The organism is Pseudomonas sp. Root401, assembly GCF_001425105.1.
Taxonomy (GTDB): Bacteria; Pseudomonadota; Gammaproteobacteria; order Pseudomonadales; family Pseudomonadaceae; genus Aquipseudomonas; species Aquipseudomonas brassicacearum.
The window spans coordinates 1-16,944 of the sequence record NZ_LMDO01000065.1 but is presented as its reverse complement, the minus strand read 5'-3'; the positions used below and the strand labels follow the sequence as shown (position 1 = coordinate 16,944).

The following is a 16,944-nucleotide window of genomic DNA, read 5'->3' as shown; positions in this document are numbered from 1 at the left end:
CGCCAAATGATCAGGCAGCGGGTGCTAAGGTTGGGAGCATGGACTGGCCGCGGATCCTCACCGTTCTCGATCCAAGCCAGCGTTGACAGGACAGGAGCAGATCAATGGATTCCGCTGCCGATACCCCCTCAAACACTGCGCGTCACACACCGATTACCCGTCGCCTGGTCGTGGCGGTCGGGGCACTATTTGTCCTTGGCGTTCTGGTGGCGGTTGCCGCGTTGTTCAATATTGCGCAAAAACTGGATGCGGAGGATGTGCACAAGACGCATTTCTATATCGAGCGCGCCCTCGAGAATCGCACCACCGCCGCGAAAAACTACATCGCCAGTTACGCCTACTGGACCACGGCCTACGAGCGCCTCAACGGCGAAGTCGACGTGCAATGGGCCTACGCCGAACAGAACATGGGCAAGACCCTGTTCACCAACGATGAATACGAGGGTGTGTTTGTCATTGATCGGCAACGCACCAAATACGCCGTGGTGCGCGGGCGCAATGTCCAGGATGACGCCTCGGTTCATATGGACACGCCGCTGACGGACCTGGTGGACCAACTCCAGGCGCAGCCCGACCTGACGATGTCCACGACCCGCTACACCTTGTTCGAGGGCTGGCCGGCCATCGTCACGGCTTCGGTGATTCTGCCCAACGACGAACGGCCCCAGGTCGAGTCCAAAGGCACCTCGGTCTTGCTGTTCGTCGACCAACTGACACCGGTCAAGCTGCGCAAACTGGGCAAGAGTTATGGCCTCACCGACCTGAACCTCAAGAAAGACATCGAGCTTGAGCCCGGCCAGCCGGCCGTGCCGCTGGACAGTACCGGTTTCAGCCTGGTGTCCCGCCTGGAGCGGCCGGGCCAGCAATTGCTCTGGTCCCTGGTGCCGCCGCTGGGTGGCGCATTGTTTATTCTCGCACTGCTGACTGCCTATTTTTCTCGCTATGCGTTGCGCACGGCACGGCATGTGGACGCCAGTTACGACAGCCTGGAACAGTCGGCGCATGCCCTCGAGGCCAGCGAAGAGCGCTTCCGAGCCGTGGCCGAGGCGGCTTCCGACTGGATTTGGGAAATCGACGGGCAGCAACGCATCACTTATCTGTCGGGGCGTTTCAATACGGTCACCGGGTTTTCCGACCAGCAATGGCTGGGGCAGGACATCGAGCAACTGCTGTATTGCGATACCACGCCGATTGCCCTCTGGCTGGGCAAGTTGACGGAGGAACAGAACGCCAGCAACTTGCGCTGTTCCTACCGCGACTATTCCGGGCAATTGCGTTTCTGCCGTGTATCGGCACGCCCGATCTACAACAAGGCCGAGGTGGTGGGCTATCGCGGCACCGCCAGCGACATCACCGATGAAGTGGCGGCCCATGCCCAGGTCCAACATCTGTCGATGCACGATGCGCTGACCGGCCTGCCGAACCGTAACAAGCTGGCGCGGCACCTGGATGATGCGCTGGTGGCCAAGGAGCATTCCGCGCCGCTGACCTTGCTGATGGTCGACCTGGACAACTTCAAGCCGATCAACGACTCCCTCGGCCACCCGGCCGGCGACGCGGTGTTGCTGGAAGTGGCCCAGCGACTGCGCGACTGTACCCGCGAGCAAGACCTGGTGGCGCGCCTGGGAGGGGACGAGTTCGTGGTGGTGCTCAATGGGATGGAGCGCACCACTGAGATCGATCGATTCTGTGAGCGGTTGATCGACAGCCTGCAGCAGCCGATCCTCTACGAAACCCATTCGTTGCACATCGGCGCGAGCATTGGCATCGCTGTCAGCCGCCGCCAGGGTTATGTACCCGGAGAACTGATCCGCTGCGCCGACATTGCCTTGTACCAGGCCAAGTCCGAGGGCAAGAAAACCTGGTGTTATTTCGCCTCGCAGATGAACGATCAGATCCAGCATCGTCGCCAACTGGAAAGCGACCTGCGCCAGGCTGTGAAGAAAAACGAATTCGTCCTGCATTTCCAGCCGCGCTACACCGTCGACGGTCGGGAGATCGTGGCGGTCGAGGCGTTGGTTCGCTGGCAGCATCCGACCCAAGGTTTGTTGAGCCCCGACGCCTTCATTCCGTTGGCCGAGCAAACCGACCTGATTGTTCCGCTTTCGCGATGGGTATTGCGCGAAGCCTGCGAAACCGCGCTGACCTGGCCGGGAGAACTGATGGTCTCGGTCAACCTGTCGCCGGCGCAGTTCGAGCGTAGCGATGTGGTGGAGGATGTGCGACAGGTGTTGATCGAAACCCGTTTCCCGGCGAGTCGCCTGGAACTGGAGATCACTGAAAACGTGATGCTCAACGACGTTGATGGCGCTCTGCAGGTCATGAATGCCCTGAAGGAACTGGGCGTGCGCTTGAACATGGACGATTTCGGTACCGGTTATTCGTCCCTCGGTTATCTGCGCACCTATCCATTCGATGGCATCAAAATCGACAAGCGCTTCATTGCTTCGATGAGCAACAGCAGCAATGACCGCGCCGTGGTGCAGGCGATCATCAACCTGGGCAAGGCCATGGGGCTGACGGTGACTGCCGAGGGCGTGGAAACCCAGGCTCAGCTCGGCTCACTGGGCTCGGACCAATGCCACGAAGTGCAGGGTTATTTCCTCAGCCGGCCGATCGACAAGCAAGCCTTTGCACACTTATTGGAGAGTGGCTTGCCGTTGCCGAAAACGGGTTCCTGAAAACCTGTTGCAACCACCCAGTCCGGTTGTCGGTCACAACTGTGACCTGGCATTTCGAGTTCTGGCGCTATGAAAAACCTTCGGATCGCGACCTTCAACATCAATGGCATCCGGGCCCGGCTGCCCAACCTGCTGGAATGGCTGGAGCGGGAAAAACCCCACATTGCCTGTTTGCAGGAGCTCAAGGCCGTGGACAAGGATTTCCCGGCGGCGGAGCTGGAGTCGGTGGGGTACGGGGCGATCTGGCATGGGCAGGCGTCCTGGAACGGCGTTGCGATCCTGGCCCGTGACGCGCAGCCGCTGGAGAGCCGCCGAGGCTTGCCCGGCGGGGATGACGACAGCCATAGTCGCTATCTGGAGGCGGCGGTGCATGGCGTGCTGGTGGGCTGCCTGTACCTGCCCAACGGCAATCCGCAACCGGGTCCGAAGTTCGACTACAAGCTGGCGTGGTTCGAACGGCTGATCGACTACGCCCAAGGGTTGCAGGCCAGCGATCACCCCGTGGTGCTGGCCGGTGACTACAATGTGGTGCCCACCGACATGGACATCTACAACCCGCGCTCCTGGCTCAAGGATGCGCTGTTGCAGCCAGAAAGCCGCGCGTGCTACCAGCGGCTGCTGGACCAGGGCTGGACCGATTCGTTGCGCCACCTGTATCCGGACGAGCGGATCTACACTTTCTGGGATTATTTCCGCCAGCACTGGCAGAAAAACTCCGGGCTGCGTATCGACCACCTGCTGCTCAACCCGGCGGCCAGCGCTTACCTGAGCGAGGCCGGCGTGGATGCCTGGGTCCGGAACCAACCCCATCCCAGTGACCATGCGCCCACCTGGATCCGGCTGGCGTCACGCAAGCGGCGGTGACCAGGCGAGGCATCCCGGTCGATTGTTGTCTCTGTGAGGGGAATGCCTTATACCTGGCGCCCAATGGCAGTGCGCTTGTCGTGAGCGCAGCGCCGACCCTGGAAAAGGACACCCCTCATGAGTCACCCCCAACTGAGCGACACGGCCCGCTATCTGCGGCGCCTGGGTTTCGACGCTCCCCCAGCGCCGACCCTCGACACGTTGCGCCAACTGCAACAGCGCCATACCGCCGAATTCCCCTTTGAAACCCTGTCGACGTTACTGCGTCAACCCGTGCCCATCGACCTTGAATCGGTCGAACGAAAAGTGTTCGAGCAAGGGCGCGGCGGCTATTGCTATGAACTCAACCAACTGTTCCTGGCGTTGTTGCAGGAACTGGGTTTCGATGCCCGCGGCATCACCGGGCGCGTGGTGATGAATGCGCCTGAAGGCACCTGGGCTGCCCGGACCCACCGGCTGAGCCTGGTGACGTTCGACGGCGTGCGCTACATCACCGACGTCGGCTTTGGTGGCATGGTGCCCACTGCGCCGTTGCTACTGGACAGCCGTGATGCCCAAGCCACGCCCCATGAGCCGTACCGCATCGAAACCCATGCGGATGGTTACATGCTGCGCGCCAACGTCGCCGACGAATGGCGGCCGATGTACCTGTTCGATCTGCAACGCCAGGAAGACATCGACTACACCCTCGGCAATTGGTATGTCAGCAACCACCCGGAATCGCCGTTCATGGGCCGGTTGATGGTCGCGCGTACCGGTGACGGGTTGCGCCAGACGCTGAACGGCAACAGCTATGCCGTGCATCGGATCGGGCATGAGAGCGAACGCCGGGTGATCGCCGATGCCGATGAGTTGATCGACTTGCTCGAACAAGAGTTTGGCCTGCGCGTGCCGCCGCGCGAGCTGTTGCGGCCGGCGATCGTGGGGTTGCTCCAGCCATAAAAAGGTTGCTGGCCGGGGAGCCTGTTCCTGCGTATGGCAACAAGTTGTATACAATTCTATGGACATTTGTCCTGAGTTTTGAATACAGTGTGCCCATAACAAAAAACAGGGAACTCCCGAACCATGAAAACGCCCCATGTTTCACTCCCTCGGCCCGAGGACGAAAACCTTGGCGTCGGCGCGAATATGGCTTACGGCCTGCAACATGTGTTGACCATGTACGGTGGCATCGTTGCCGTGCCGTTGATCATCGGCCAGGCGGCCGGGCTCTCGCCCGCGGACATCGGTCTGTTGATTGCCGCGTCATTGTTCGCGGGGGGCTTGGCTACGTTGCTGCAAACCCTCGGCCTGCCATTTTTCGGCTGCCAACTGCCCTTGGTGCAGGGCGTATCGTTCTCGGGCGTGGCGACCATGGTGGCGATTGTCGGCAGCGGCGGGGAAGGCGGCTTTCAAGCCATCCTTGGTGCGGTGATCGCCGCGTCCCTGATTGGTTTGCTGATTACCCCAGTGTTTTCGCGCATCACCCGGTTCTTTCCGCCACTGGTCACCGGCATCGTGATCACCACCATCGGCCTGACCCTGATGCCGGTGGCGGCGCGCTGGGCCATGGGGGGCAACAGCCACGCCGCTGATTTCGGCAGCATGGCCAACATCGGCCTGGCCGCAGTGACCCTGGTGCTGGTGCTGCTGCTGAGCAAAATGGGCAACGCAACCATCTCGCGCTTGTCGATTCTGCTGGCGATGGTCATTGGTACCGTCATCGCCGTGTTCCTCGGCATGGCGGACTTTTCATCGGTCAGCCAGGGCCCGATGTTCGGCTTCCCGACCCCGTTCCATTTCGGCATGCCGACTTTCCACATCGCCGCGATCCTGTCGATGTGCATCGTGATCATGGTGACCCTGGTGGAAACCTCCGCCGACATCCTGGCGGTGGGCGAGATCATCGACACCAAAGTCGACTCCAGGCGCCTGGGCAACGGCTTGCGGGCCGACATGCTGTCGAGCATGATCGCGCCGATCTTCGGTTCCTTCACCCAGAGTGCCTTTGCCCAGAACGTCGGGCTGGTGGCGGTGACCGGGATCAAGAGCCGTTTCGTGGTGGCGACCGGCGGGGTGTTCCTGGTGGTGCTCGGCCTGTTGCCGTTCATGGGCCGGGTCATCGCGGCGGTGCCGACCTCGGTACTGGGCGGTGCCGGTATCGTGCTGTTCGGCACCGTGGCTGCCAGTGGTATCCGCACGCTGTCCAAAGTCGATTACCGCAACAACGTCAACCTGATCATCGTCGCCACTTCCATTGGTTTTGGCATGATTCCCATCGCTGCACCGAATTTCTATGACCATTTCCCGAGCTGGTTCGCGACCATCTTTCATTCGGGCATCAGTTCTTCGGCAATCATGGCGATCGCGCTGAACCTGGCGTTCAACCACTTCACCGCCGGTAACTCCGACCAGCAGTCGGTTTTCGCCGCCGGCACCGAGCGAGTGTTGCGCTACCAGGACCTGGCAGCGCTACGTGAAGGTGATTACTTCAGCGATGGCAAGCTGCATGATTGCGATGGCAATGAGATTCCCGTGGTGGCTGAGCCTGTTCACGGGGCGGCGGAACATGCGCCGATCCGTCTGAAAAGCAGTGAGCACGTCTGACAAATCCCTGTGGCGAGGGAGCTTGCTCCCGCTGGGCTCTGTAGGCGCTGGCGAAGCCTGCGATCTTTTGATCTTGATCTTTCGCTTGGGACTCAATTGTCTGGGACAAGATCGCAGCCTCGTTGCACTCGTCAGCTCCTACACAGCTCCTACTTGATCTTGATCTTTCGCTTGGGACTCAATTGTCTGGGACAAGATCGCAGCCTCGTTGCACTCGTCAGCTCCTACACAGCTCCTACGGCGCAGCCCAGCGGGAGCAAACTCTCATGGAACAAATTGCAACCATTTGATTTTTAAGGCTGAAAATACATATCGATCGTTCCCACGCTCCTGCGTGGGAATGTCGCCAGGGACGCTCCGCGTTCCGCTTCTGGAGTGTGACGCAGAGCGTCACGGGATGCATTCCCACGCAGAGCGNCGCTCCTGCGTGGGAATGTCGCCAGGGACGCTCCGCGTTCCGCTTCTGGAGTGTGACGCAGAGCGTCACGGGATGCATTCCCACGCAGAGCGTGGGAACGATCAAAAATCCCTGTGGCGAGGGAGCTTGCTCCCGCTGGACTCTGTAGGAGCTGGCGAAGCCTGCGATCTTTTGATCTTGATCTTTCGCTTGGGACTCAATTGTCTGGGACAAGATCGCAGCCTCGTTGCACTCGTCAGCNTGATCTTGATCTTTCGCTTGGGACTCAATTGTCTGGGACAAGATCGCAGCCTCGTTGCACTCGTCAGCTCCTACACAGCTCCTACGGCGCAGCCCAGCGGGAGCAAACTGAAACCCAGCGAACATGAAAAAGCCTGTGATCATCGATCACAGGCTTTTTTGTGCGTGCCCCGGGAAGCTGATTACCAGCGACCGTAATGCCCACGAGGCGGGCCATAGTAGTAGCCCCGTGGTGGCCCGTAATAAACCGGCGCTGGGCGATAGTAGATCGGTCGCTCTACATACACCGGCTGCGGCTGGTAGTAGACCGGTGGTGGTGCCTGGTAGTAGACCGGCTGTGGCTGGACGTAGACCGGTTGCTGCACATACACAGGTCGATCACGGTTGATGATGGCCGAGCCGATGATGGCCGAACCGACGATTGCGCCAAACACTGCGGGCCCCTCCCAACCACCACGACCGTTGGCGGATGCCTGGCCGGTGACCGCGAGTGCCCCCAGGAGCAGGGCGATGATGGGAAGTTTACGATTCATGGCTGTTCCTCGTTTCGGCCCCGACGCCTGTAGTCTGCAACAGACCCGATGAGAGTCGCGGGGATACTTGCTATGACAGCGATTTTCTCAGGATTTGCGACGCCGTTGGGTAAATATTGTGTAAGGTCTATAGCGCTTTTCTTTACCGCGCCGCCGTCATCCGGGGACCTGAGACCGTGCCGGGGGCTGGCGGTAGCATCATCGAATAAAACCTTTCGCGGCGGCGATTCCGTCTGTCCGAAAGTGAATTGCAAGGAGACACGCATGCAGATCAATCCCAACAAAGACACCCAACTGTGCATGTCGCTATCGGGGCGTCCCGGAAACTTCGGCCTGTGCTTTCATAATCACCTGTATGAACAATTGGGCCTGAATTTCTATTATAAGGCGTTCAGCAGCCAGGACCTGCCTGGAGCAGTGGGCGGTATCCGTGCCCTGGGGATTCGTGGATGCGGCGTGTCGATGCCGTTCAAGGAAGCCTGCATTGCCCTGGTGGATGAGCTGGATCCTTCCGCCGCCGCGATCCAGTCCATCAACACCATCGTCAATACCAACGGCCATCTGAAGGCCTACAACACCGACTACATCGCCATCGCCCAGTTGTTGCAAAGCCACGCGGTGCCCAAGGACTCGACCTTTGCCCTGCGCGGCAGCGGCGGCATGGCCAAGGCTGTGGCCAGTGCCTTGCGCGATGGGGGCTACAAGAACGGGCTGATCGTTGCCCGCAATGAAGCCGCCGGGCGAGCCCTGGCAGAGTCCTTGGGGTATGAATGGCAAGCTGAGCTGGGTACCCGACGGCCACAGATGCTGATCAACGTCACGCCGATCGGCATGACCGGCGGCCCGGAGGCCGACCAGTTGGCGTTTGAGCCCGAGACGATCGTCGCGGCAGAAACTGTGTTCGATGTCGTGGCGATCCCGTCGGAAACGCCACTGATCGTGCGCGCCCGGGCCGAAGGCAAGCGGGTCATCACCGGGCTGGAAGTCATTGCGATCCAGGCCCTGGAACAGTTCGTGCTGTACACCGGCGTGCGGCCCAACCTGGAGCAATTTGAAAAAGCCGTGGCCTTCGCCCGGTCCATGTAGGAGCTGCCGAAGGCTGCGATCTTTTGATCTTTCTTTTTCACCTGGGATTCAATTTGTCGGGGAAAGATCGCAGCCTCGTTGCACTCGACAGCTCCTACACAGCTCCTACACGGCTCCTGCATAGATCGCTACCGGCGATACCTGCGATTACTCCAGTCTTGCCAGGCGTTCTTCCAGGGCCGCGATCCGCGCTTCGAGTTCTTCGATGCGCTCCAGCGAGACAGCGCCGCCGGCACCACGCTCCACCGGGTGCTGGCGGGCGGCGAGAATGGCCTCGATGTCCGCCGGGTCGCCCATGGCGTGCACATAGCGGTCTTCGCGCTGGCCGGCCTGGCGTGGCACCAGCAGCGCCAGCCCTCGGGCGATCAAGCGTTCAAGCTGGTGCACCACTTGTTCGGCGTCTTCGAAGTCGTGCATCCGCCCGCTGCGGGTCAGTAGCTCGTTGACTGTTTGCGGACCACGCAGGAACAGCAGGCCCATCAGGACCACCTGGGCCGGTACCAGCTCCAGGGCTTTGTCGACCCGATGTTCCCAGCGGTCGGCGCGGCTGCCCATCACCAGTTTGGTAAAGCCGCGACCTTCCAGTGCCCGCAAGCTCTGGCCGACCTGGCCCGGGTTGAGGTTCATCACCGGTTCGCGGCTGGTTTTCTGGTTGCAGGCCAGTACCAGGGCGTTGAGCGTCAGCGGGTAGGTCTCGGGGTTGGTGGCCTGCTTCTCGACCAGCGCGCCGAGGATGCGGATTTCCGTGCTATTGAGCCGTGGTTCTTCAGCCTGGCTTTGTTCTTCGATGCTCATCGCGCGTTCCCTATGCTGTGGAAGCCGCCTAGCCTAATCCTTGCGCAATAAAAGACAAGCTGTGCAACAAGCCGTGGCTATAATCGCAGCCGTTTGATTCATTCTTTCCTGCCACCTGCATGAGATCGCCATGACTATTTCCCTGTACGCCGCTTCCGTCCCGGTTTTCAAGCAGATGCTCAACGCGTTGAGCGACGTTCTGAACAAGGCCGAAGCTCACGCCACCGCGAAGAACATCGACCCTAACGCCTTCCTGCAAGCCCGTCTGTACCCGGACATGTTCCCGCTGGTGCGCCAGGTGCAGATCGCGGTGGACTTCGCCAAAGGTGTGTCCGCCCGCCTGGCCGAGATCGAAGTGCCGAAGTATGACGACAGCGAGACCACCTTCGCCGAGCTGCAAGCCTTGATCGCCAAGGTACTGGCCTTCATCGACGGCATCCGCCCTGAGCAGATCGATGGCAAGGAAGGTATCGAAATCGTCACCCGTCCGGGCACGCCGAAGGAAAAGCGCTTCAGCGGCCAGAACTACCTGCTGACCTACGGCCTGCCGCAGTTCTTCTTCCACGTCACCACCACTTACGCCTTGCTGCGCCACAATGGCGTGGAAGTGGGCAAGCGCGACTACATGGGCGCGTTTTAACCCCGCAGGCGTGAAAAAGCCCGGGACGGTGTGGGCCGTTCCCGGGCTTTTTTGTGGCTGCAGTCTAGGTGGTTAAGCATGCTAATTTGCGGTGAGCGATCTGGCGCTATCGCGAGCAGGCTCGCTCCCACAAGGTTTGCGGCAGATACAGATCCACTGTGGGAGCGAGCCTGCTCGCGATGAGGGCGGCACCGACATCGCAAGATTCAGTTCTTTCCCTGATTACGCCGTACGCGCGAGCTTCTCTTCCTCACCCAGGCACGCCGCCGCTGTGAACAGCACATCCGTAGACGAGTTCAGCGCCGTCTCCGCCGAGTCCTGCAGGACGCCGATGATGAAACCCACCGCGACCACTTGCATGGCGATTTCGCTGGGAATGCCGAACAGGCTGCACGCCAGGGGGATCAGCAACAGCGAACCACCGGCCACCCCGGATGCGCCGCACGCGCAAATGGCCGCGACAACGCTCAGCAGCACGGCCGTTGGCATATCCACTGCGATACCCAGGGTATGCACGGCCGCCAGGGTCAGTACGGTGATGGTAATGGCGGCGCCCGCCATGTTGATGGTCGCGCCCAGTGGGATCGACACCGAATAGGTGTCTTCGTGCAGGCCCAGGCGTTTGCTCAGTTCCAGGTTCACCGGAATGTTCGCCGCCGAGCTGCGCGTGAAAAACGCCGTGATACCGCTCTCGCGCAGGCAGGTCAATACCAGCGGGTAGGGATTGCGACGCAGTTTCCAGAACACGATGAGTGGGTTGACCACCAACGCCACGAACAGCATGCAGCCAATCAGTACGGTGAGCAGGTGCAGGTAGCCGAGCAGCGCGCCGAAGCCGGAAGTGGCCAGTGTCGAGGCGACCAGGCCGAAGATCCCCAGCGGGGCGAAGCGGATCACCACGCGCACGATGACGGTCACGCCGTTGGACAGGTCTTCGAGCACGGTGCGGGTAGTCTGGCCAGCGTGACGAATGGCGATGCCCATGCCAATGGCCCAGGCCAGGATGCCAATGAAGTTACCGTTCATCAACGCCCGGACCGGGTTATCCACCACGCTCAGCAGCAGGCTTTGCAGCACCTCGCTGATGCCACCGGGCGCCGTGACCGCGACGTCTTGGGTCGACAGCACCAGGCTGGAGGGAAACAGCGTACTGGCAACCACCGCGACCACCGCTGCGGCGAAAGTGCCCAGCAGGTAGAGGAACAGAATCGGCCGGATATGGGTTTCCTGGCCATGCTTGTGGTTGGCGATCGAGGCCATGACCAGTACGAACACCAGGATCGGCGCCACGGCCTTGAGCGCGGACACGAAAACCTTGCCGATGAATTCGGTGGATTTCGCCAGGTCGGGCGCCAGCCAAGCCAGGACGATACCGGCGATCAGGCCGATGACGATTTGCGTCACCAGGCTGGTGCGTTTGAGGCGTTGCATAGGGGTAACGGACGAAGCTGTCATAGCGGCATCTCTGATTTTATTGTGTGCGACGGTCGACGAGTCAGGGCAACAAGCGGGCAGGCCACATGAGCGGACCGTGAGAAAGTACGGCGTTTGCAGGCCGCGGACTTTATCACAGCCGGTGAAAAATCTGACGGACCTGTGACAGTCCGTCACCCTTATCCGGGCCATGCCGAGCGTTTGTATGACGCGCGCATTCTGTTAGGCTTTGTCGTTCTCACTTTCTTTCCGCCAGCGGGCCTTTAGTGGCCTGTATGGTCGGTTCTGTTAGTCAAGTTCGGCGCCAGAAGCCCATATCCTGCGTTGCTGCTCCTCGCCATAGCGGGCTATGACTCGTCGCAGCGCCTTGGCTATGGACTCCTGTCATCCGAACTTGAACTAACGAACTGACCACACAGGCCACTCGCGCTGGTGTCGTCGTTTTGTTGGAGTTCTGCATGTTGTTACCCATTTTCCTGTTGTCGGCCGCCGGTTTTACCGTGCTGACCACGGAATTCGTCATCGTTGGCCTGTTGCCCTCTATCGCCCGCGACCTGCACGTCAGCATTCCCCAGGCCGGGCTGCTGGTGACGTTGTTCGCGTTTACGGTGGCGGCGTTCGGGCCATTCCTGACTGCCTGGTTCGCCCGCTTTGAGCGGCGCAAGTTGTTTATCAGCGTGCTGGTGATGTTCGGCCTGGCCAACATGCTCGCCGCAGTCGCCCCCAACATCTGGGTGATGGCCGTTGCCCGGTTGATCCCGGCCCTGGGCCTGCCGGTGTTCTGGGCGTTGGCCAGTGAAACGGCGGTGGACATTGTCGGGCCACAGTTGGCTGGGCGGGCCATCGCCCGGATCGGCTTTGGCATCGTCTGTGCCACGGTGTTCGGTATTCCCGTAGGCACGTTGATTTCCGATGCCTTTGGCTGGCGCAGCGCGTTCGCGATCCTGGCGGTCATCGCCTTCGCCAAGGCCTTGCTGCTGTTTATCTACTTGCCGAAAACCAACCTGCACCAGCATCAGGTGAGCTTTCGTTCGCAATTCAAGATCCTGCGCAGCCCGTTGATGCAAGGGCATGTGCTGTTGTCGATCCTGGTGTTCAGCGGCATGTTCACCGCCTACACCTATCTGGCGGATATCCTCGAGCGCCTCGCCGGGTTCGATGGCACCTTGGTGGGCTGGTGCCTGATGGGCTTCGGCGCCGTCGGGTTGCTGGGCAATTCCCTGGGCGGCCGGGCGGTGGACCGGCATCCGTTGATCGCATCGATGGTCTTCTGCCTGTTCCTGATCGGCGGCATGGTGGCGTTGGTACCGAGCATTCATTCGCCCCTCGCGCTGGCGGCGGCGATGGGCATCTGGGGCGTGACCCAGGCGGCCTTGTTCCTGGTCAGCCATGTGCGACTGATGAAGGCGGCCCCGCAGGCCCCGGCCTTTGCCGCATCGTTGAACATCGCCGGGGCCAACCTGGGGATTGGCCTGGGGGCGCTGGTCGGTGGCCGGGTCATTGATACCCTGGGCTTGGGCAGTGTCGGGTTTGCCGCGGCCGGGTTCATCTTCGTATCGATCCTGCTGGCGTTGCTCCTGATGACTTTCAAACCTCGCGTCACCTGCTAAGCGCTGAACAACTCGCGACGCGCGCCTTCGGCGATCGCGACGATGCCGGGGTGGCTGACCTTGCGCTCCACGGAAATGGCGTAGAAGGATTCGCTCACCGCATCGGTCTGGCCGATCACTTCTACGCCGTACTGGCGCTTGACCTCTTCGGCGATCACGCTCGGGCCGATGAAAATCCCGCTGCCTGATTGGCCGAAGGCCTGCATCAATGCGCTGTCGTCGAACTCGCCGACGATACGCGGCTGGATCTGTTGCTCGGCGAACCAGCGTTGCAAGCGGCTGCGTACCACGGTTTCCGGCCCGGGAATCAGCAGCGGAGCGTCGTGCAGGCCGCGGGGGAAATCCTGCCCATAGCGTTCGGCCAGCGCGGCGGTGGCGAAAAAGCTGATCCCGCATTCCCCCAGCTTCTGGCTGTAGCCCTTGATGTCCAGGTGGGTCGGCATCGGGCTGTCGGAAATCACCAGGTCCAGACGCTGGATCGCCAGGTCCGCCAGCAGCCGTTCGAGCTTGTCCTCGCGACAGGTGATGCGCAGCGGTTCACTCAGCTCCATGGTCGGTGCCAGCAGCCGGTAGACGATGGACTTGGGCACCACATCCGCCACCCCGACCCGAAACAGGGTTTGCTGCTCGTTGGGCTGGGCTCGCAGCATCAATTCCAGCTCACCGCCCAACTGGAACATGTGTTCGGCGTAGGGCAAGGTCTGGCGGCCGGCCTCGGTCAGTTCCAATTGTCGCCCGACACGGCGAAACAGCTTGAGGTTATAGGTCTGCTCGAACAGGGAAATCTGCCCGCTGATGGTCTGTGGGGTCAGGTTCAACTGCTCGCAGGCGCGCACGATGCTGCCGGTTTTGGCCACCACCCAGAAGTAATGCAATTGTCGGTAGTTGAGCATGGGTTCACGCAGATTCGTAAAAACCGAAGTATAACCGCTGAAAATACGAATTTTCCTGAACTATTCGCGTCTCTAGAATGCCTGGCCATTGGCGGGCCACTTTCGTGCGCTTTCTATTCTCTCAAGAGGCATTCATTCCATGACATACAAATCCCTGGGGCTTGCGGCCCTGTTGGTGATATCCGCAGCGACGCTGGCGGGCTGTGAACAGGCTGAAAAAAGTGCCCAGCAACTGATGGGGCAGGCTGCAGAAACCGCCAAGCAGGCCATCGACGACACCCACAAGGCTGCCGAGCAGGCGATCAGCGAAGCCACCGGCGGGTTGATCAGCCCGAAGAAAAAACCGGCGGACGAAGCTGATGAAACACAAACCCCGACCAAAACCATCTAACACGTCACATCAGTCAGGACTGACCCATGGATTATCTTTTACAGCTCGCCGCCAGCCCCACCGCGTGGATCGCCCTGGCAACTCTGGTGGTCATGGAAATCGTGCTTGGCATCGATAACCTGATCTTCATTTCGATTCTGACCAACAAGCTGCCCGCCCAGCACCGTGCCAAGGCACGGCGGATCGGCATCGGCATGGCGCTGATCCTGCGCCTGGGCTTGTTGAGCACCATTGCCTTCATTGTGCAGTTGACTGAACCGGTCATCGAAATCCTGGGTCAGGCGTTCTCCTGGAAAGACATGATCCTGATCGCCGGTGGCCTGTTCCTGCTGTGGAAGGCGACTACTGAAATCCACCACAGCATGGACCCCGCACCGGATGATCCCAAGTCGGCCACGTCCGGCGTGACCCTGGGCTTTGCCGCGGCAATCGGTCAGATCCTGATGTTGGACCTGGTGTTCTCCATCGACAGCATCATAACGGCCGTGGGCATGACCGAGCATTTGCCGATCATGATCATCGCAGTTGTCGTATCGGTGTTGGTGATGCTGCTGGCGGCCGAACCGCTGGCCAAGTTCATCAATGACAACCCGACGGTGGTGATGCTGGCCCTGGGCTTCTTGATCATGATCGGCATGACGCTGATCGCCGAAGGCTTCGGTGCCCATGTGCCGAAGGGCTATATCTACGCGGCCATGGCATTCTCGGCGGCAATCGAGGTGTTGAACATGTTGTCCCGTCGGGCCAGGGAAAGGGCGTTGGCCGACAACGCCTGATGCCAGGCAGACAGAAGCCACCCGGGTCGAGGCCCGGGTGGCTTTTTTTTGAGGGGTTGAAAAGCGAATGCTCAGTGTGCGGTGGCGTGGCGTCGCGCGGATTTGGTGGTTTTTTCCGATTGCGCAGGTGGCGAGTGATGATGGCGCCGGGTAATCCGGAGCACGCCCCACAGCATGGCCGTGGCTACGCTCAGCCAGCCGAATATCAGCATCAGAATTGTCGTGGTCAGGCTCATCTGTGCCTCCTTTTATCCCTGGTCCGGGATCACGCACCTAATACATGGACAGTCTAGTCGCTCAAGTGTTGCAGGTAATCGATCCGTGGCGGTTGGGCACGGATCGGTTCGTTCTATCGCGCTCGTAAAACTGCCGTTATGGCTATACCCAGGGCTGTGCGCGCCTTATGATCGTCGACCCAAGCCTGGCCCGGATGCCGGGTGCCTGAACAAGAGAGTCATCATGTCGCCGGTCATTTCATCTTTTCGATCACTGGTACTGGCGGTGTCCTGCCTCGTAGCCCTGGTGGGGTGTGCGGGCAGTGTGTCGCCGCAGATCCAGCGCCTGCCCGAGCGGGTGGAGCTCAACAGCGTGCCGTTCTTTCGCGGTGAAATGTACCAGGGCGCCCCCCAGTCCCTGGCGGCCCTGCTGACGTTGCAAGGCACGGTGATCACGCCGGGGCTGCTGGAGAAACCGTTGCACCTGCCGGGTGGCGAAGCCGGTTTGCAGCAGAATATGCAAACCCTGGCGCGCGAATACGGGTTGCTGGTGTATCCCCTCGACGCCAAGCTGCCCGCGCTGTTGGAACAGGTCGCGGCGGGCTATCCGGTGCTGGTGCGCTATGTCGACGGTTCGGCGTTCTGGGCCGAGCCTCGGTACGGGATTCTCGCCGGCTACAACCGTCAGAAGCAGACGGTATTGCTGCGCTCAGGCATGAACCGACGGCAGTTGATGAGCTTCAGCGCCTTCGAATCGGCCTTCAAGAGCGCAGGCGGCTGGGCGGTGTTGGTCCAGCGTCCCACGCAGCTTCCGGCCAATGTCGACTCGCAGCGGTGGCTCAAAGCGGCGGCCGAATTGGGCGGGGCAGGGCAGGAGCAAGCGGCGGCGCGGGCCACCAAGACCTTGGAAGCGGCGCATTGATCGTTCACCCCGTTCGTCACTTGCCGGGCACAACCTGGCAGGCCTGAGGCTCTTATCGTCAGGGTTGGGCATTTTTCCGACCGTGATTGGAGGAGGCACGCATGGCACAGTCGAAAACACCTACGGGGCCACATTCGTCAGAGCATTCCAGCGGTGATGACCTGGGGTTTGATCCGGATTCGCCGGACCTTGAGGATCCCCAGGTCGATCCGGTAGGGCCGGCCAAGGCGCCTCTGGACAAGAAGGATGAGCGCAAGCCCAAGCCTTATGATCCGCTGGGTGATCTGAGGGTCTAGAGATTACCGTGGGTTGGTGTGTATATCCGTTATTTGGGTAACGGCTACTTATGGTTCCGCTCTTACAGGGTCACTTTTGAAAAGCCCGGAAGCCGGCCCAGTCAAAAGTAACCAAAACGCTCTTGCCCCACCACTCGGCACCTCGCCTAGGCTCGGTGTGCCCGAACGCAGGCATTGCTCCGTGGCCCACTGCGCAATGCCTGCGTTCGGCCAGCGTGGTTTAACGGGGCGTCCAGATCAAGATCACGATCCAAAGCAAAGCAAGAGCGGGGCACATGCTGGCCTCTATGTGGCTGAGCCACCGCTATCGCGAGCAAGCTCGCTCCCACAGGAAAAACGCGGTCCCACCCAGAACCAGGTCGGCTGTTAGGCCGCCTCGCGGTGGACGTTGATCTCGGCGCCCCGTTAACCACGCTGGCTGAACGAAGGTATTGCGCAGTGGGCACCTCGGCATGGATGCCGAGGTAGCCGCGCTGGGCCCAGAGTGTGTAAAAACACCGAAGCCAACCCTTGCTATGATTCCCCCAGGATTTCATCGCAAGGGCTGCCCATGAAACGCTTCAT

General features: G+C 60.7%; 16 protein-coding genes. 11 read left to right on the top strand and 5 right to left on the bottom strand.

Annotated features, from left to right (window positions below):
- Nucleotides 1-104: 104 nt before the first annotated feature.
- From ASC85_RS29005 to ASC85_RS28990, 4 genes are all read left to right on the top strand, one after another.
- On the top strand, nt 105-2,681 hold the full coding sequence (locus ASC85_RS29005; RefSeq protein ID WP_057452359.1) for a bifunctional diguanylate cyclase/phosphodiesterase: 2,577 nt from the start codon (nt 105-107) through the stop codon (nt 2,679-2,681).
- A 69-nt stretch (nt 2,682-2,750) separates the two neighbouring features.
- Nucleotides 2,751-3,545 carry an exodeoxyribonuclease III gene (gene xth / locus ASC85_RS29000; protein WP_057452358.1) on the top strand — a complete coding sequence of 265 codons (795 nt, stop codon included), beginning with the start codon at nt 2,751-2,753 and terminating at the stop codon, nt 3,543-3,545.
- Between the two features lie 117 nt (nt 3,546-3,662).
- Entirely contained in the window at nt 3,663-4,487 is an 825-nt protein-coding gene (locus ASC85_RS28995; protein WP_057452357.1) for an arylamine N-acetyltransferase family protein, read from the top strand.
- 123 nt (nt 4,488-4,610) lie between these two features.
- Nucleotides 4,611-6,131 carry a nucleobase:cation symporter-2 family protein gene (locus tag ASC85_RS28990; protein WP_057452356.1) on the top strand — a complete coding sequence of 507 codons (1,521 nt, stop codon included), beginning with the start codon at nt 4,611-4,613 and terminating at the stop codon, nt 6,129-6,131.
- 840 nt (nt 6,132-6,971) lie between these two features.
- Here ASC85_RS28990 and ASC85_RS28980 read toward each other — a convergent pair.
- Nucleotides 6,972-7,322, bottom strand: a complete 351-nt coding sequence (locus ASC85_RS28980) for a hypothetical protein (protein WP_014339318.1) — start codon at nt 7,320-7,322, stop codon at nt 6,972-6,974.
- A gap of 264 nt (nt 7,323-7,586) precedes the next feature.
- On the opposite strand from ASC85_RS28980, the gene ASC85_RS28975 reads away from it, so the two are divergent.
- Entirely contained in the window at nt 7,587-8,408 is an 822-nt protein-coding gene (locus tag ASC85_RS28975) for a shikimate 5-dehydrogenase (protein WP_057452354.1), read from the top strand.
- Nucleotides 8,409-8,555: 147 nt separating this feature from the next.
- Here ASC85_RS28975 and ASC85_RS28970 read toward each other — a convergent pair whose 3' ends face one another.
- Nucleotides 8,556-9,203, bottom strand: a complete 648-nt coding sequence (locus ASC85_RS28970; RefSeq protein ID WP_057452353.1) for a YceH family protein — start codon at nt 9,201-9,203, stop codon at nt 8,556-8,558.
- 130 nt (nt 9,204-9,333) lie between these two features.
- Between ASC85_RS28970 and ASC85_RS28965 the strand changes: the two genes are divergently transcribed.
- Nucleotides 9,334-9,843, top strand: a complete 510-nt coding sequence (locus ASC85_RS28965) for a DUF1993 domain-containing protein (RefSeq protein ID WP_057452352.1) — start codon at nt 9,334-9,336, stop codon at nt 9,841-9,843.
- A 222-nt stretch (nt 9,844-10,065) separates the two neighbouring features.
- Here the strand turns inward: ASC85_RS28965 and sstT are convergent, their stop codons facing one another.
- Nucleotides 10,066-11,298 carry a serine/threonine transporter SstT gene (gene sstT, locus ASC85_RS28960; protein WP_057452351.1) on the bottom strand — a complete coding sequence of 411 codons (1,233 nt, stop codon included), beginning with the start codon at nt 11,296-11,298 and terminating at the stop codon, nt 10,066-10,068.
- Nucleotides 11,299-11,735: 437 nt separating this feature from the next.
- On the opposite strand from sstT, the gene ASC85_RS28955 reads away from it, so the two are divergent.
- Nucleotides 11,736-12,887 carry an MFS transporter gene (locus tag ASC85_RS28955; protein WP_057452350.1) on the top strand — a complete coding sequence of 384 codons (1,152 nt, stop codon included), beginning with the start codon at nt 11,736-11,738 and terminating at the stop codon, nt 12,885-12,887.
- Here the strand turns inward: ASC85_RS28955 and nhaR are convergent.
- On the bottom strand, nt 12,884-13,780 hold the full coding sequence (gene nhaR / locus ASC85_RS28950; RefSeq protein WP_057452349.1) for a transcriptional activator NhaR: 897 nt from the start codon (nt 13,778-13,780) through the stop codon (nt 12,884-12,886). The genes ASC85_RS28955 and nhaR overlap by 4 nt on opposite strands.
- A 139-nt stretch (nt 13,781-13,919) precedes the next feature.
- On the opposite strand from nhaR, the gene ASC85_RS28945 reads away from it, so the two are divergent.
- Nucleotides 13,920-14,171 (top strand): hypothetical protein, encoded by a 252-nt coding sequence (locus ASC85_RS28945; protein WP_057452348.1) that lies wholly within the window; start codon nt 13,920-13,922, stop codon nt 14,169-14,171.
- Nucleotides 14,172-14,197: 26 nt separating this feature from the next.
- Complete coding sequence (locus tag ASC85_RS28940) at nt 14,198-14,947, top strand: TerC family protein (RefSeq protein ID WP_003199850.1); 750 nt, start codon at nt 14,198-14,200, stop codon at nt 14,945-14,947.
- 71 nt (nt 14,948-15,018) lie between these two features.
- Here ASC85_RS28940 and ASC85_RS32685 read toward each other — a convergent pair whose 3' ends face one another.
- Nucleotides 15,019-15,183: a hypothetical protein gene (locus ASC85_RS32685; RefSeq protein ID WP_164488502.1), complete on the bottom strand. Its 165-nt coding sequence runs from the start codon at nt 15,181-15,183 to the stop codon at nt 15,019-15,021.
- Between the two features lie 223 nt (nt 15,184-15,406).
- On the opposite strand from ASC85_RS32685, the gene ASC85_RS28935 reads away from it, so the two are divergent.
- Entirely contained in the window at nt 15,407-16,084 is a 678-nt protein-coding gene (locus ASC85_RS28935) for a hypothetical protein (RefSeq protein WP_057452347.1), read from the top strand.
- A gap of 101 nt (nt 16,085-16,185) precedes the next feature.
- Nucleotides 16,186-16,380: a DUF6021 family protein gene (locus tag ASC85_RS28930; RefSeq protein ID WP_057452346.1), complete on the top strand. Its 195-nt coding sequence runs from the start codon at nt 16,186-16,188 to the stop codon at nt 16,378-16,380.
- The last annotated feature ends 564 nt before the right edge of the window (nt 16,381-16,944 follow it).

Coding starts and splice junctions, on each gene's coding strand:
- ASC85_RS29005 (WP_057452359.1), top strand. CDS start 105: ATGGATTCCGCTGCCGATACCCCCTCAAACACTGCGCGTCACACACCG.
- xth (WP_057452358.1), top strand. CDS start 2,751: ATGAAAAACCTTCGGATCGCGACCTTCAACATCAATGGCATCCGGGCC.
- ASC85_RS28995 (WP_057452357.1), top strand. CDS start 3,663: ATGAGTCACCCCCAACTGAGCGACACGGCCCGCTATCTGCGGCGCCTG.
- ASC85_RS28990 (WP_057452356.1), top strand. CDS start 4,611: ATGAAAACGCCCCATGTTTCACTCCCTCGGCCCGAGGACGAAAACCTT.
- ASC85_RS28980 (WP_014339318.1), bottom strand. CDS start 7,322: ATGAATCGTAAACTTCCCATCATCGCCCTGCTCCTGGGGGCACTCGCG.
- ASC85_RS28975 (WP_057452354.1), top strand. CDS start 7,587: ATGCAGATCAATCCCAACAAAGACACCCAACTGTGCATGTCGCTATCG.
- ASC85_RS28970 (WP_057452353.1), bottom strand. CDS start 9,203: ATGAGCATCGAAGAACAAAGCCAGGCTGAAGAACCACGGCTCAATAGC.
- ASC85_RS28965 (WP_057452352.1), top strand. CDS start 9,334: ATGACTATTTCCCTGTACGCCGCTTCCGTCCCGGTTTTCAAGCAGATG.
- sstT (WP_057452351.1), bottom strand. CDS start 11,298: ATGACAGCTTCGTCCGTTACCCCTATGCAACGCCTCAAACGCACCAGC.
- ASC85_RS28955 (WP_057452350.1), top strand. CDS start 11,736: ATGTTGTTACCCATTTTCCTGTTGTCGGCCGCCGGTTTTACCGTGCTG.
- nhaR (WP_057452349.1), bottom strand. CDS start 13,780: ATGCTCAACTACCGACAATTGCATTACTTCTGGGTGGTGGCCAAAACC.
- ASC85_RS28945 (WP_057452348.1), top strand. CDS start 13,920: ATGACATACAAATCCCTGGGGCTTGCGGCCCTGTTGGTGATATCCGCA.
- ASC85_RS28940 (WP_003199850.1), top strand. CDS start 14,198: ATGGATTATCTTTTACAGCTCGCCGCCAGCCCCACCGCGTGGATCGCC.
- ASC85_RS32685 (WP_164488502.1), bottom strand. CDS start 15,183: ATGAGCCTGACCACGACAATTCTGATGCTGATATTCGGCTGGCTGAGC.
- ASC85_RS28935 (WP_057452347.1), top strand. CDS start 15,407: ATGTCGCCGGTCATTTCATCTTTTCGATCACTGGTACTGGCGGTGTCC.
- ASC85_RS28930 (WP_057452346.1), top strand. CDS start 16,186: ATGGCACAGTCGAAAACACCTACGGGGCCACATTCGTCAGAGCATTCC.